The organism is Leuconostoc mesenteroides subsp. mesenteroides, from assembly GCA_009676745.1.
In the GTDB taxonomy this organism is placed as follows: Bacteria; Bacillota; Bacilli; order Lactobacillales; family Lactobacillaceae; genus Leuconostoc; species Leuconostoc koreense.
The window spans coordinates 227,308-240,728 of the sequence record CP046062.1 but is presented as its reverse complement, the minus strand read 5'-3'; the positions used below and the strand labels follow the sequence as shown (position 1 = coordinate 240,728).

Sequence of the window (13,421 nt, the reverse complement as noted above, 5' to 3'; positions counted from 1 at the left end):
AATAAACGGACGATGGGATATAATGCGCTTAGAACACTTTACACCAACATATATGGTTGAACGAATTTATGATTTGACTGTTGAAGATTTAAAAGCGCGTGGTATCAAAACTGTACTCGCGGATTTAGACAATACATTGTTAGCGTGGAACAACCCAGATGGAACGCCTGAACTAAAGAAGTGGTTACAAGATTTACGAGATGGTGGTATTGAACTAATTGTGGTTTCTAATAATACTACGAAACGCGTCGAAAAAGCAGTTAAACCGCTTGATGTCAAATTTGTTTCATGGTCGTTAAAGCCGCTGCCACGAGGTATCTTGCATGTATTACGCACGCATCATTTGAAACGACAAGAAGTCATTATGGTGGGAGATCAACTGTTAACTGATGTCTGGGCAGCGCATAGTGCTGGTGTACGTAGTGTACTTGTACAACGCTTAATTGAGTCAGATATGTGGCAAACATGGTTAAATCGTCGCATTGAGAAATATGTCAAAAAAATTGTGTTTCAAGCACATCCGCACTTAAAATGGGAGAAAACGTTACGTGACAACTGAAATTACTGATGAATATGTTCAAGAACAATTAAATGAAGGATTACGCTGCATTGGCTGTGGTGCTTTGATGCAAGTTGAAGATAAAGACAAAATAGGTTATTTGCCAATGAGCGCCCTCAAAAAATCCATTAGCAGTGAAAAATTATTTTGTCAACGTTGTTTTCGTCTACGTCACTACAACGAAATTCAGCCGGTAGAACTTACGGATGATGACTTTGCCAACCTGCTTCATCAAATATCAGATACCAAGGCATTGATTGTTTATGTTATTGATGTGTTTGATGTAACTGGTTCTGCAATTTCTGGATTACCTCGCTTCGTAGGAAAAGATAATCCAATTCTAGTAGTAGCTAATAAGGTTGACTTATTGCCTAAGCTATTAAACAAGAATCGCCTGAAGAACTGGTTGCGCGCTGAATTGAAAACACAAGGTATTCAACCCGTGGATGTCTTTTTAACGTCCGCAACCCGTCCTAAAAATTTAGATGAGCTATTAGATACCATCGATAATTTGCGTGATGGACGTGATGTCTTTGTCGTTGGGGTTACCAACGTGGGTAAATCAACGTTAATCAATCAAATTATCAAGTCTCGTACGGGTATTCAAAATTTGATTACGACATCGAGATTTCCAGGAACCACACTTGATCGAATTGAAATTCCATTGGAAGATGGTCAGCAACTAATCGACACGCCAGGAATTATTAAGCGTGATCAGATGGCTCATGTGCTAACCGATAAAGACTTAAAGTTTGCACTACCCAAAAATGAAATTAAACCACGAACGTATCAATTAAACCCAGAACAAACAATTTTTATCGGCGGTCTGGCGCGATTTGATTTTATCAGTGGTGCGCGTAGTGCCATAACGGCTTATTTTGAAAATAACTTGAATTTACACCGCACGAAGCTTATTGGTGCGGATGATTTTTATGAACAACATGCAGGTGAACTACTAGCACCAGCACCAATCCAGCATCAAAATCTAATCAGACATGAGTTCAGTATTACTGAAGACAGTGACATTGTTTTTTCAGGTTTAGGTTGGATTAGCGTACCGGCTGGCATAAAAGTAGCCGGTTGGGCACCAAAGGACGTCAGTGTCCTCATTCGAAAGGCAATGATTTAATGCAATTAACAGGAAAACAAAAACGTTATTTACGTTCACAAGCAAACACATTATCACCAATTTTTTCAGTCGGAAAAAATGGTTTGACTCAGAATTGGGTTGATGAAATTGTTTTGGCCTTGGCCAAAAGAGAATTGGTCAAAATTAGTTTGCAGCAAAGTGCTGATGAAACAGCAAAAGAAGTTGCTGATTTTATTGAAGCACATTCAGATATCACGGTTGCACAGACAATCGGTCGTACGGTTGTCTTGTATTTACCAGCAAAAGAAGACAAATATAAGAAGATTTCATTAAATCTAGCAAAAATCTGAGGAGATAGCTATGATTGGAACATCAACAACTGCACTACAACATCAGCTAGAACTGGAACCAAGTGAGACCAAACATCGTATTGGAATTTTTGGTGGTACCTTTAATCCACCGCACATTGGGCAGTTGGTTTTAGCAGAATGTGTTGGGAAACAACTTGGACTTGAAAAAGTTTATTGGATGCCTAATGCGCAACCTGTTGATGCTACTCATGCTAGCGCAATTGAACCGTCTTATCGCATGCAATTGGTTCATATGGCGATTTTGGATAATCCTTTTTTTGAACTTGAGTTATTGGAAATCCGTAATGGCGGCGAATCTCATACTTACCAATCAATGAGAGAACTTGTAGATAAGCATCCAGAAAACGAATATTATTTTATTATGGGTGCAAATACAGTTAGAAAGTTACCCACTTGGGATCACATTGACGAGTTAAGTCAAATTGTTACGTTTGCTGCTGGTGTCCATTCTGGACAAGAGACAACGTCCGATTATCCCGTGTTATGGTTTGATGTGCCAAACATTAGCGTCAGCGCTTCAGAGGTACGGACAAGAATTCGTATGAATCAAAGTATTAATTACTTGGTGCCAGAACGAGAAGCACTGTTTATTCGAGAGTATGATTTGTACAGAGGCTTATATGACTAAGTATTTTGATGGTACAATTACTGATTTGGAAGCAAAAATTTCCGAAAAATTATCTGATTACCGTTACCAGCATGTTTTGCGTGTGCGTGACTATGCAGTGAAGTTGGCTAAAGCCAATGATGTTGATGTTAACAAAGCAGAAGTTGCTGCTTTGGTACATGATTATGCCAAAGAGCGATCAGATAATGATTTTATAAAAGTTATTCAGGCTAAACATATGGATCCAGATTTGATTCATTGGGGAAATTATGTTTGGCATGGTATTGTTGGCGCGGAGATGATTCGTAACGAGCTAGGAATTGTTGATACAGATATACTAAATGCTGTTCGTCAGCATACAACAGGCGCCGGTGCTAGTATGGATAAATTGTCACAAGTTATATTTATGGCAGATTATTTAGAACTAGGTCGTGATTTTCCAGGAGTCGAAGAAGCTCGTACGATTACTGACCAAAGTTTAGCGCAAGGTATTAAATATCAAATTGTTCATACCTTAGCACGTTTAATTCATAAAGAAACACCAATTTATCCTAAATCACTTGAAACATATAATTATTGGATTAAGAAAGAAAAATAAAATATGACAATAACAGCATTAAATGTACAAGATACTTTAAATACTGCCGTGCAGGCAGTTGATAACAAGAAAGCAAATAATATTGTTGCACTTGATATGCGCGAAGTGAGCTTGATGGCCGATTATTTCGTTATTGCAGACGCTACGTCTACACGACAGGTACAAGCTATTGCTACGGAAGTTAAAGATAAAATACAAGAAGCGGGTGGATCGGTTCGCTTTATGGAAGGATTTCAAGCAGGTGAATGGGTCCTTATGGATTTAGGGGATGTTATCGTCCACATATTCTCAACAGAAGGCCGTGATTTTTACAACCTAGAACGTTTGTGGAATGATGCTCCTTATGTTAATCTTGATAATTTATTAACAGAGAATTAAGCGGAATCGAGACTACTGTCTCGGTTTTTTAGTTTGTAAGAACAATAATATAACCGTTAAGACCGTCACCATGTTAAAATTAAAATTATGAATAATGAAATAAATAACAATTACTCTACATTTGCGGCAAAATATGACCAACTATTTGATTCAGAATTATATCAAGAGTGGGTTAATTTTGTGAGAAAAAATAGTAAGCCGACAGACATTATGGATTTAGGTGGAGGAGCTGGACGATTAGCAGTTTTATTAGCACAGCTTGATTACACTGTTGATGTACTAGATTTGTCACCAGAAATGTTATCACTGGCACAAAGGCATGCCAATAATGCAAACGTCGACTTAGCTTTGTTACAAGCTGATATGCGTGACTTTTCAGATTGGAAAAAAGAATACCCCATCATCGTTAGTTTCGCAGATGCTTTAAATTATTTACCAAATTTATCTGATTTTAGATTAGCTATTCAACAAGTGTATGATCATTTAGCACTTGGCGGACAATTTTTATTTGATGTGATCACACCTTACCAGGTTAACGTGCTTTACGATAATTATTACTATAATAATGATGACGATGATGAAAATATTTTTATGTGGACTAGCTATCCTGGTGAGCAAGAGAATAGTGTTGACCATGACTTAAAGTTTTTTGTGTATGATGAGGCAATTGACGCTTTTAAGATCATGCGCGAAATTCATCATGAGCAAACCTATGATTTAAAGACATATCAAGAAACTTTAAGAAGTGCTGGTTTTCATGATATTGAAGTTTTTTCGAACTTTGGACAAAATGATATTGATGAAAAAACAGAACGTTGGTTTTTTAGGGCGGTGAAATAATGCAAGCAGTCGGAATAATAACGGAATATAATCCATTTCATAATGGGCATATTTATCATATTCAACAGGCCAAAAAATTAACAGGTGCGGATGTGGTTGTAGCCGTTATGTCTGGTAACTTTGTGCAACGTGGTGAACCAGCCTTATTTGATAAATGGCAAAGGACGCAAATGGCTCTGGAAAATGGTGTGGATTTAGTCATTGAACTACCTACTTTTTTTGCAGTACAACCAAGTCATATTTTTGCTGACGGGGCGATTCAATTATTATCCGCTCTTGGTGTTGATAATATTGTATTTGGTAGTGAGCATCCAGAGGTTGATTTCCTATCTTTAGCGAAACAAGCACCAACTATCGCAGAAGGACAAGAATTTAAGAATCATACGCAAACCTTTGCCAGTGCCTATGCTAAACAATTAGAGGCGGAAACTAGCTTTAAACTGGAAGAGCCTAATGATATTCTGGCGCTTGGTTACGCTAGTGCTATTCTAAATCAACAGGCTAACATTGGCATTATACCTATTCAACGCGCTGAAGCAAATTATCATGACACCAACTTTACGGATGAACAATCGATTGCCTCAGCGTCATCTATTCGTTTAGCTTTACGTAAAGGGAAAACTGAAAAGATCCAAAATGTTATTCCTAAGGCGACCAAAGTAGCGCTAGCTAGCGCTGCCAATACAATGGATTTCGAAAGTAAATTCTGGTCAATGTTGAAGTATCGGCTAACAACAGATACAGTTGGTCAACTAGGCCAAATTTATCAAATGGCCGAGGGATTAGAGCACCGTTTTGCTAAAACAGCTCTAAATGATTCTGGTCCACAAAGTTATCAAAGTTTTATTAAATCAACCAAATCTAAGCGGTATACGTTCACACGAATACAGCGCACGTTATTGTATACTTTGATGAATATTAAGGTAGACCAGATGCAGACAGCTATGCAGAATCCATACTTGCGTATTCTAGGATTTACTTCAGCTGGGCAGCAATACCTAAATGAAATTAAAAAACAAGTGACCCTGCCCCTTATCAGTAAAGTTGATTCAAGTTTGACTAAAAGCAATCTGCGCTTAGATTATAAAGCTGGTAAAGTGTGGCAATTGCTGGCAAATGAAAATGCGGCAACACAAGATGTGACACGAATGCCATTATATTGGGAGAAATAGTATGAAATATGCAAAAAATCAATTATTAAAGTATCGTCAAAATCCGTTAGTTATCAAAGAAACTTTAAATTTAGAGGAACAAGCTAAAAGTCGCTTCTCAGAAGTAGTCTTAGAGTTATCACCACTTGAAGTTACCGGAAGCATTAGCTACTTAGATAATGATGATATCACGCTAGACGTTAATGTTCTAGGGAATATCACAGTACCATCTTCACGATCATTAGACCCTGTGGTTGTGCCAATTCATTTAGCATTTTCTGAATTATATATTGAGGATGAGAATCGTCTCAAGGATTTCGAAGAAACTGAGGCAGTTTTTGTATTAGAAAATGATTCTTTAAATGTGGACGATGCTATTTTGGATAATATTATAGCAACTTTGCCTTTACAAATTTTAACGCCTGAGGAAGAAACCGACGATCGGTTACCCTCTGGAAAAGATTGGCATGTTATCAGTCAAGAAGCTTATGAAAATGAGAAAATGATAGAAGACGAGCCGAAAATTGACCCTCGTTTATCAAAATTAGACGATTTTTTCAAAGAATGAGAAAACACTTGCAAGAGTTAAACAAATGCTCTAAAATAAAGGGAAGTAATATAAATAGACTCGGCTTCTGCCGATTTAAAACACTGAGGACAAAAAATGAGTAAAGTATTGATTGTTGAAGATGAAGAAAACTTGGCAAAGTTTGTTGGTCTTGAACTTAAACATGAAGGATATGAAGCCGAAACGGTGAATGATGGTCGTTCTGGACTAGACTTGGCATTAGAAAATGATTATGATGTTATTTTGCTTGATTTGATGTTGCCTGAACTAAACGGTTTAGAAGTTGCGCGCCGATTGCGTGAAGTTAAAAAAACACCAATCATCATGATGACTGCCCGTGATTCAGTGATTGATCGTGTTTCTGGATTGGATTATGGTGCTGATGATTATTTGGTAAAGCCATTTGCGATTGAAGAATTGTTAGCTCGTATTCGTTCACTTTTGCGCCGTATTGCAATTGAAACTGAAACAAATGACAAGCATCGTTCAATTATTAACTTCAAAGACCTTCGTATTGAAAAGGAAAATCGTATTGCACGTCGTGATGATCAAATTATTAATTTGACAAAGCGTGAGTACGACTTGTTATTAACATTGGTAGAAAATATTAATGTGGTTCAATCTCGTGAGCAACTATTAAAAGAAGTTTGGGGTTTTGATTCTGAAGTAGAAACGAATGTTGTTGATGTGTATATTCGTTATTTGCGTAATAAGATTGATGATCCTGAAAGTAAAGCGTCATATATCCAAACAGTACGTGGCACTGGCTACGTGATGCGCAGCTAATTTTAATTAATTATGGATAATAATGAAAAAGAAACAACTAAAAAAGCTGTACGCCGATTCTCACTGCGCTGGCAGTTAGCACTTGGAATGGCGTCCGGCTTTTTTGTTATATTTATCGTATTTGCCTTATTACTTTCTGGATTGATAAAGAATCACTACGGTGTGTTACCAAATGAAGTTATTTTTTGGTTGTGGCTTACTATTGCTTTTGGTGGCTTGGCAATATTTATATTTGCACTAATCTTAACTAAAGTCATTTTGCGGCCGGTTCGGTTAATTGAAGCTACCATTGAAGCGTTTGAAGATGATCCGATGACGGAAGTACGTGCCAGTGAAATTGGTGCAAATGATGAATTCTCTGATTTAACTCGTATTCTAAATCGCACAATTGATCGTTTACAAGCATTAATCGGTGCACAGCAGCAATTTGTTTCAGATGTTTCCCATGAACTCCGAACGCCGGTAACAATCGTGAAAGGTCACATGGAACTTTTGAATCGTTGGGGTAAAGATGATCCAGAAGTTTTGGAAGATTCAATCAAATCCTCGCTGGCAGAAGTGCATCGAATGGAAACACTAATTAACGAAATGCTCAATTTAACACGTGCAGAGCAAATTCCAGTTGATAACGTGAAAGAAATTACTGACGTTGGCGGTACAATGCATCGTGTTTATGATAATTTTAAAATGATACATCCTGACTTTTCTTTTACCTTGGATGATGATTTATCAACCAAAGCAAAAGTTAAGATTCGTCAAGATCATATGGAGCAAATTCTAATCATTTTAGCCGATAATGCTGTAAAGTATTCTCTAGATCGTCATGAAATACATTTTGCTTTGTCACAAACGGCAAATCGCGTTGAAATCGGCGTACAAGACTTTGGTGAAGGATTAAAACCGGAAGATGCAAAACGTGTCTTCGACCGCTTTTATCGTGTTGATAAGGCGAGGTCACGAGCCAAGGGGGGAACTGGTCTGGGACTAAGCATTGCGCAACGTTTGGTAGAGGCTTATGGTGGTACAATTGCATTAGAAAGTGCAGAAGGATCAGGGTCAATTTTCACAGTCTATTTACCTTTGTATGTTGAGGAAAAAAATGAAAGCAATTGAAATTGATGTTTTTGGTTTAGTACAAGGTGTTGGGTTTCGATGGTTTGCACAGCGAACAGCACAGCAGCACAATATTGTTGGCTGGGTAAGTAACCAAAAAGACGGTTCTGTTAAAATACAAGCTCAAGGATTACCAAGTGATTTAACAGATTTTTTGTCAGTACTTGAGAAAGGCCCTGGTTTTTATAGTCATGTTGATAAGGTTATCACGACAAATATCCCATTATTTGAGACAAATGACTTTGCTATTCGTGGGTGATTCTTGCTATAATAGTATTTTGTAATTGTGCACAACTTTTTTAACACGATTTTCAAGGAGAAACCCTGATTATGAAACAATTAAAACGCGTTCTGACGTTTGCGTTTGTTATTTTTGATATTATTTTGCTTACTGGTGGTTATAATCAAGACAGTAGGATGTATCGTTGGATTGGTCAGCCATTGGCTGAATTAATGACTAGTATCGCTCATTTTATTGGTGGTGTTAACGGTATTGGCTGGGCAATTATTGTTATAACTGCAATTTTCCGATTAATTTTATTGCCATTTTTCTTGAATCAACAAGTTAATACGACTGTCAATCAAATTAAAATGCAGAAATTAAAGCCCGAGATTGATAAACTACAAACTTTATCTCGTAAGGCAGCGACGACAGAAGAACAGCAAAAAGCCAGCATGGCTATGATGTCGTTATATCGAGAAAATAATGTCAGCGTTATTGGTGGCATTTCATTTTTAACAATGGCAATGCAATTACCTGTTTTTTCAGGACTATATTCTGCTATTCTGCATGCGCCAGCTTTGCAAGGGGCCTCTTTCTTAGGATTTGATCTTGGAAAACCGCAATTAGTTTTTGCCATTGTTGCCGGTATTGTATATCTGATTCAGGCTTGGCTAATGATGCAACATATGCCTGAGGAACAACGTAAGACATCAGCCGCAATGATGTTTGTTAGTCCTGTAATGATTTTTGTGTTTGCTATGATTGCAAGTGGTGCTATTGGCTTATACTTTGTTATCGGTGGTGTATTCGCTTTAATCCAGACATTAATTCAACACTATCAACGTCCTGGGTTAGAAAAACGCGTTACAGCTGAATTTAAAATTCAAAAAACAGCTGATGATTTAATGGCAGAGGATATTAAAATACCAAATGCCAATCCAGGAAATACAAAAGTTACTGATGAACCAAGCGTTCTAAAAAATCAAAACAAAAAAAATCGCAATGCTGGAAAGCAACAGCGGTCGAAGTAAGTACGTCAATTTTTTGACGTACTTTTGTCAGTTCTCAGAAAGAACAGAAAGAAATACACATGGAAAGAATTATTTCAAATCAAAATGCACGTGTGAAAGCATGGGCAAAACTTGCAACAAAGAAAGGCCGTCAAGAGAATCATACTTATTTGCTCGATGGTTTGCATTTAGTTGAAGAAGCCGTTAAAGCTGGTGCAAAATTCCACGCCATAATGGCTACAGAAAAACAAATGGCTGATTATCTTCCAAATGTCCCTCATGGTGTTCCGGCTTTTGAAATTAGTGACGAAGTTGCCAAGCATATTGCTGGTACGAATACACCACAAGGTATTTTTGCAGAGATTAGTCTACCTGAAAAGACATTTGATCCCAGTTATGTTCATGATGGGGCATGGTTATTATTAGACAAGATTCAAGACCCAGGAAATGTTGGTACATTAGTGCGAACAGCAGATGCAGCAGGATTTAAGGGTGTTGTTTTAGGTGCTGGTACAGCTGATGCATTTGCTCCAAAAGTGGTACGTGCTATGCAAGGTTCTCAGTTCCATTTAGAGGTCTTGAATGGAGACTTAAATGAATGGGTTGATGCCTTAACAGCAAATAATCTACCAGTTTATGGTTCACAATTAAATGAAAAAGCAAAATCATATCGTGATGTTGAACCAAGCACACAATTTGGTTTAATTGTTGGTAATGAGGGACAAGGTATGTCAGCTGAATTAGCAGAAAAAACAACAGCCAACTTATACATCCCTATTCAAGGGCAGGCTGAAAGTTTGAACGTAGCTATTGCTGGTGGAATTCTAATGTTTGGCTTGGCATTGGGAAACTAATAACATTTTGCTGAAATTGGCGATTTAGCGTAAAATTTGCTATAATAAATGTTAACGATTTAGTAGAGGATATAACTGTGGAAAAACTACTTATTATTGCTCTAATTGTTGTAGGATTTTTGCTTATTATGACAGTTATGATGCAACCAAGTAAACAACAAGATGCATTATCAGCATTATCAGGTGGCGCAGGAGATTTGTTCGCAGAGCGTAAGTCGCGTGGATTTGAAGCTGTTATGCGTCGTACAACAGCAGTGCTTGGAGCATTATGGTTTATCATTGGATTTGCTTTAATGTACATTTCAGCACATTAAAAAAATCAGTTTACGCTTTTTCGTAAACTGGTTTTTTTTATCTCAATTTATAGTAAACAAGATATACTAAATAGTAGCAAATTAAGCTAACAAGGAAAAAATATGGAATTAGAACAATTAAAATCACAGCTTACTGGCTTTTTAAAAGCTAATCGTGAGCAAATATTTACCGCACAAAACTTAGCCGACGGATTAAGAATGACAGATAGCCGAGGTTACAAGCAGGTGGTTAATGCGTTGAATGCTAGTGTACGTGACGGGGATGTTATCGACATTAAAAATGGGTATCAATATAACAAAAATGCCGGTTATACAATTGGTGAATATCGTGCTAATGATAAGGGCTTTGGGTTTGTTAAATACGATGACGAATTACCTGACTTTTTTATTAATCCAGAAAATACACTACAAGCAATGCAAGGTGACACGGTGCGTGTTTCAACATTAAAGCCGTCACCCACACCAGACCGTGGACCAGAAGGTAAAGTGGAAGAAATTCTGGAACATGCTTACGAGCGCATAGTAGGGACTTTTTCATTAGGGACAGAAGCGCGCAACATGATTGGTGAACTACACCTCAGCGACAAGAAAACAATGAATTTTAAAGTGTTAGTTAGCGATGACGGATTAACACCTAATGATGGTCAAGTAGTCGTAGCGGAAGTTACTCGTTTTCCTGATAAAATCCATCCACGAGAAATAATTGCTACGGTAACCGAAACACTTGGATACAAAGATGAACCAGGGATGGACATTTTACAAATTGTTTACAGTAAGAAGGTTCCAAGTGAATTCCCACAAGAGGTGTTAGATGACGCACTTAACATTCCAAGTGAAGTTTCTGAATCTGAATGGGATGGTCGAGAAGACATTACAGAGCAAACCCTAGTTACAATCGATGGCGCTGACACGAAAGATATTGACGATGCCGTAGTTGCTTGGAAGTTAGATAATGGCAACTATCATCTGGGTGTGCATATTGCAGATGTTTCACACTATGTGACGGAAGGGTCTAGTATTGATATCGAGGCTTATAATCGCGGTACATCTGTCTATCTGACTGACCGTGTTATTCCAATGCTGCCTAGAAATATTTCTAACGGTATTGCTTCGTTAAATCCAAACGTTGTACGTTTAGCGATGTCTGCAGAGATGGAAATTGATCCACAAGGAAATGTAGTGAATCATAGATTGCATACCTCAGTTATGAAGTCCCATGCTCGTATGACTTACGATGCTGTCAATAAAATTTTGGCGGGTGATGTTTTCGTTCAAGATGAGTACGCAAAATTAGTGCCTATGTTTAAAGTGATGGGTGAACTACATGAAATTCTTTACAATATGCGTAAAAGGCGTGGCGCCATAGAATTTGATGCACCTGAGGCACAAATTATTGTGGATGAGGATGGGAAAGCTACTGATATTAAGTTGCGAGAACGTGGTACCGCCGAACGAATGATTGAATCCTTCATGTTAGCGGCGAATGAAACCGTTGCCGAGCATTTTGATAAACTTAAAGTGCCGTTCTTGTATCGTATTCACGAGACGCCTGATGCTGATCGTGCTAAGTCGTTCTTTGAATTTTCAAAGGCTTTGGGGCACACAGTTGTTGGTGATCCAAGTAAAGTAACACCAATCATGCTACAAAAGTTAATGGAAGATGTTGCTGGTGACCCTGCTGAACAAATGATTTCTACGATGATGTTGCGCGCAATGAAGCAAGCAAAATATTCACCGGATCCAGTTGGACATTTTGGTTTGGGTGCTGAGTACTATACTCACTTTACTTCACCAATTCGACGTTATCCTGATTTGACAGTTCACCGATTGATTAAATGGTATGAGAAACACGGTCATGGTATTCAAGCACAAGAAAAGTATGCTAGTCATCTTGGTAAAATTGGTGAAGATACAAGCTCACGTGAGCGCCGAGCCATTGATACTGAACGAGATGTGGATGCTTTGAAAAAGGCTGAATACATGATGGATAAGGTTAATCTTGAATTTGATGGGGTCGTCAATTCAGCATTGAAGTTTGGCTTGTTCATTAGCCTTGAGAACACAGTTGAAGGATTGGTTCATATTTCTAACCTGACTGATGATCATTATGAGTATGATGAGTCACATGCGGCATTAATTGGCCGTTCGAAGCACCGTATTTTTCAAATTGGGCAAAAAGTACGCGTCAAGGTTTTACGTGTTAATAAAGATGAACGTGTGGTTGACTTTGTATTGGTTAATCCAGAAGATGCACCAACAACGGATATTCGTGTAGCTTCAAAGGCACATGGTAAGTTTGGTAAAGGTCGTAATCGCGATGAGCGGCGTAAAAATGAACGTCGTGGCAAATCAGAAGGACCACGTCCAAAGAGAGGGCCCTTAGATAGTAAACAGGGGCATAAACAGGATAGCAAACGTAACTTTTAAGGTGGTTTGTCATGGCAAAGAAGAAACAAAATACTGAAAATTATCTTGCTCAGAATCGTAAAGCGCGATTTAACTATGCCATTGCGGAAACTTTTGAAGCTGGTATATCTTTAACAGGAACGGAAATTAAGTCAGTTCGGGCCGGTCAAATTACCATAGGTGATGGATTTGTAACGATACACAATGGCAATGCCTTGCTAACAAATGTGCATATTTCTGCTTATATGCAGGGAAATCAATTTAATGTTGATCCATTGCGGACCAGACAATTACTGTTGCATAAACGAGAGATTCGAGTTCTTGAAAAAGCAGCGCAGGAACAAGGTGTAACAATTGTTCCTTTGAAGGTTTATTTAAAACACGGCTTTGCGAAAGTTTTAATTGGTATAGGTCGCGGAAAGAAAAAATATGATAAACGAGAAGATATTAAGAAACGTGATCAAGAGCGAGAATTAAGCCGCCGATTTAAAAATTAGGAGCTCAAATGCTCCTTTTTATTTTTGTAAAGTAACGCACAGGTCTATGGAATACT

At 37.9% G+C, this 13,421-nt stretch carries 17 protein-coding genes; all 17 read left to right on the top strand.

Annotated elements, in window-relative coordinates; all coding sequences use genetic code 11:
* Positions 1 to 22: 22 nt before the first annotated feature.
* The 17 genes from GJV51_01160 to smpB all read left to right on the top strand — a co-directional run bounded on the left by GJV51_01160 (position 23) and on the right by smpB (position 13,365).
* The gene (locus GJV51_01160; protein QGM24679.1) at positions 23 to 559 is read left to right on the top strand and encodes a YqeG family HAD IIIA-type phosphatase; all 537 of its coding nucleotides are present in this window, start codon (positions 23 to 25) and stop codon (positions 557 to 559) included.
* A complete protein-coding gene (gene yqeH / locus GJV51_01155) occupies positions 549 to 1,688 on the top strand; it encodes a ribosome biogenesis GTPase YqeH (protein QGM24678.1) in 1,140 nt (379 codons plus the stop codon). The genes GJV51_01160 and yqeH overlap by 11 nt, the downstream gene beginning before the upstream one ends.
* On the top strand, positions 1,688 to 1,999 hold the full coding sequence (gene yhbY / locus GJV51_01150) for a ribosome assembly RNA-binding protein YhbY (protein QGM24677.1): 312 nt from the start codon (positions 1,688 to 1,690) through the stop codon (positions 1,997 to 1,999). Before yqeH ends, yhbY begins: the two co-directional genes overlap by 1 nt.
* Before the next feature lie 10 nt (positions 2,000 to 2,009).
* Positions 2,010 to 2,648 (top strand): nicotinate-nucleotide adenylyltransferase, encoded by a 639-nt coding sequence (locus GJV51_01145; protein QGM24676.1) that lies wholly within the window; start codon positions 2,010 to 2,012, stop codon positions 2,646 to 2,648.
* Positions 2,641 to 3,225 (top strand): HD domain-containing protein, encoded by a 585-nt coding sequence (locus tag GJV51_01140; GenBank protein ID QGM24675.1) that lies wholly within the window; start codon positions 2,641 to 2,643, stop codon positions 3,223 to 3,225. Before GJV51_01145 ends, GJV51_01140 begins: the two co-directional genes overlap by 8 nt.
* A gap of 3 nt (positions 3,226 to 3,228) precedes the next feature.
* Positions 3,229 to 3,603 (top strand): ribosome silencing factor, encoded by a 375-nt coding sequence (gene rsfS, locus GJV51_01135; GenBank protein QGM24674.1) that lies wholly within the window; start codon positions 3,229 to 3,231, stop codon positions 3,601 to 3,603.
* Between the two features lie 87 nt (positions 3,604 to 3,690).
* The gene (locus tag GJV51_01130) at positions 3,691 to 4,443 is read left to right on the top strand and encodes a methyltransferase domain-containing protein (protein ID QGM24673.1); all 753 of its coding nucleotides are present in this window, start codon (positions 3,691 to 3,693) and stop codon (positions 4,441 to 4,443) included.
* On the top strand, positions 4,443 to 5,615 hold the full coding sequence (locus GJV51_01125; protein QGM24672.1) for a nucleotidyltransferase: 1,173 nt from the start codon (positions 4,443 to 4,445) through the stop codon (positions 5,613 to 5,615). The genes GJV51_01130 and GJV51_01125 overlap by 1 nt, the downstream gene beginning before the upstream one ends.
* Before the next feature lies 1 nt (position 5,616).
* Positions 5,617 to 6,162, top strand: coding sequence for a DUF177 domain-containing protein (locus GJV51_01120; GenBank protein ID QGM24671.1), 546 nt, complete (start codon positions 5,617 to 5,619; stop codon positions 6,160 to 6,162).
* A gap of 96 nt (positions 6,163 to 6,258) precedes the next feature.
* The gene (locus GJV51_01115) at positions 6,259 to 6,948 is read left to right on the top strand and encodes a response regulator (GenBank protein QGM24670.1); all 690 of its coding nucleotides are present in this window, start codon (positions 6,259 to 6,261) and stop codon (positions 6,946 to 6,948) included.
* Positions 6,949 to 6,960: 12 nt separating this feature from the next.
* On the top strand, positions 6,961 to 8,061 hold the full coding sequence (locus GJV51_01110; GenBank protein QGM24669.1) for a HAMP domain-containing protein: 1,101 nt from the start codon (positions 6,961 to 6,963) through the stop codon (positions 8,059 to 8,061).
* Positions 8,048 to 8,320: an acylphosphatase gene (locus GJV51_01105; GenBank protein ID QGM24668.1), complete on the top strand. Its 273-nt coding sequence runs from the start codon at positions 8,048 to 8,050 to the stop codon at positions 8,318 to 8,320. Before GJV51_01110 ends, GJV51_01105 begins: the two co-directional genes overlap by 14 nt.
* Before the next feature lie 71 nt (positions 8,321 to 8,391).
* Positions 8,392 to 9,315: a membrane protein insertase YidC gene (gene yidC / locus GJV51_01100; GenBank protein ID QGM24667.1), complete on the top strand. Its 924-nt coding sequence runs from the start codon at positions 8,392 to 8,394 to the stop codon at positions 9,313 to 9,315.
* A 59-nt stretch (positions 9,316 to 9,374) separates the two neighbouring features.
* Positions 9,375 to 10,148 carry an RNA methyltransferase gene (locus GJV51_01095; GenBank protein QGM24666.1) on the top strand — a complete coding sequence of 258 codons (774 nt, stop codon included), beginning with the start codon at positions 9,375 to 9,377 and terminating at the stop codon, positions 10,146 to 10,148.
* Between the two features lie 71 nt (positions 10,149 to 10,219).
* Entirely contained in the window at positions 10,220 to 10,462 is a 243-nt protein-coding gene (secG, locus tag GJV51_01090; protein QGM24665.1) for a preprotein translocase subunit SecG, read from the top strand.
* A gap of 102 nt (positions 10,463 to 10,564) precedes the next feature.
* On the top strand, positions 10,565 to 12,889 hold the full coding sequence (gene rnr / locus GJV51_01085; GenBank protein ID QGM24664.1) for a ribonuclease R: 2,325 nt from the start codon (positions 10,565 to 10,567) through the stop codon (positions 12,887 to 12,889).
* A gap of 11 nt (positions 12,890 to 12,900) precedes the next feature.
* Positions 12,901 to 13,365 carry an SsrA-binding protein SmpB gene (gene smpB / locus GJV51_01080; GenBank protein QGM24663.1) on the top strand — a complete coding sequence of 155 codons (465 nt, stop codon included), beginning with the start codon at positions 12,901 to 12,903 and terminating at the stop codon, positions 13,363 to 13,365.
* Positions 13,366 to 13,421 lie beyond the last annotated feature (56 nt).

Coding starts and splice junctions, on each gene's coding strand:
- GJV51_01160 (QGM24679.1), top strand. CDS start 23: ATGCGCTTAGAACACTTTACACCAACATATATGGTTGAACGAATTTAT.
- yhbY (QGM24677.1), top strand. CDS start 1,688: ATGCAATTAACAGGAAAACAAAAACGTTATTTACGTTCACAAGCAAAC.
- GJV51_01145 (QGM24676.1), top strand. CDS start 2,010: ATGATTGGAACATCAACAACTGCACTACAACATCAGCTAGAACTGGAA.
- GJV51_01140 (QGM24675.1), top strand. CDS start 2,641: ATGACTAAGTATTTTGATGGTACAATTACTGATTTGGAAGCAAAAATT.
- rsfS (QGM24674.1), top strand. CDS start 3,229: ATGACAATAACAGCATTAAATGTACAAGATACTTTAAATACTGCCGTG.
- GJV51_01130 (QGM24673.1), top strand. CDS start 3,691: ATGAATAATGAAATAAATAACAATTACTCTACATTTGCGGCAAAATAT.
- GJV51_01125 (QGM24672.1), top strand. CDS start 4,443: ATGCAAGCAGTCGGAATAATAACGGAATATAATCCATTTCATAATGGG.
- GJV51_01120 (QGM24671.1), top strand. CDS start 5,617: ATGAAATATGCAAAAAATCAATTATTAAAGTATCGTCAAAATCCGTTA.
- GJV51_01115 (QGM24670.1), top strand. CDS start 6,259: ATGAGTAAAGTATTGATTGTTGAAGATGAAGAAAACTTGGCAAAGTTT.
- GJV51_01110 (QGM24669.1), top strand. CDS start 6,961: ATGGATAATAATGAAAAAGAAACAACTAAAAAAGCTGTACGCCGATTC.
- GJV51_01105 (QGM24668.1), top strand. CDS start 8,048: ATGAAAGCAATTGAAATTGATGTTTTTGGTTTAGTACAAGGTGTTGGG.
- yidC (QGM24667.1), top strand. CDS start 8,392: ATGAAACAATTAAAACGCGTTCTGACGTTTGCGTTTGTTATTTTTGAT.
- GJV51_01095 (QGM24666.1), top strand. CDS start 9,375: ATGGAAAGAATTATTTCAAATCAAAATGCACGTGTGAAAGCATGGGCA.
- rnr (QGM24664.1), top strand. CDS start 10,565: ATGGAATTAGAACAATTAAAATCACAGCTTACTGGCTTTTTAAAAGCT.
- smpB (QGM24663.1), top strand. CDS start 12,901: ATGGCAAAGAAGAAACAAAATACTGAAAATTATCTTGCTCAGAATCGT.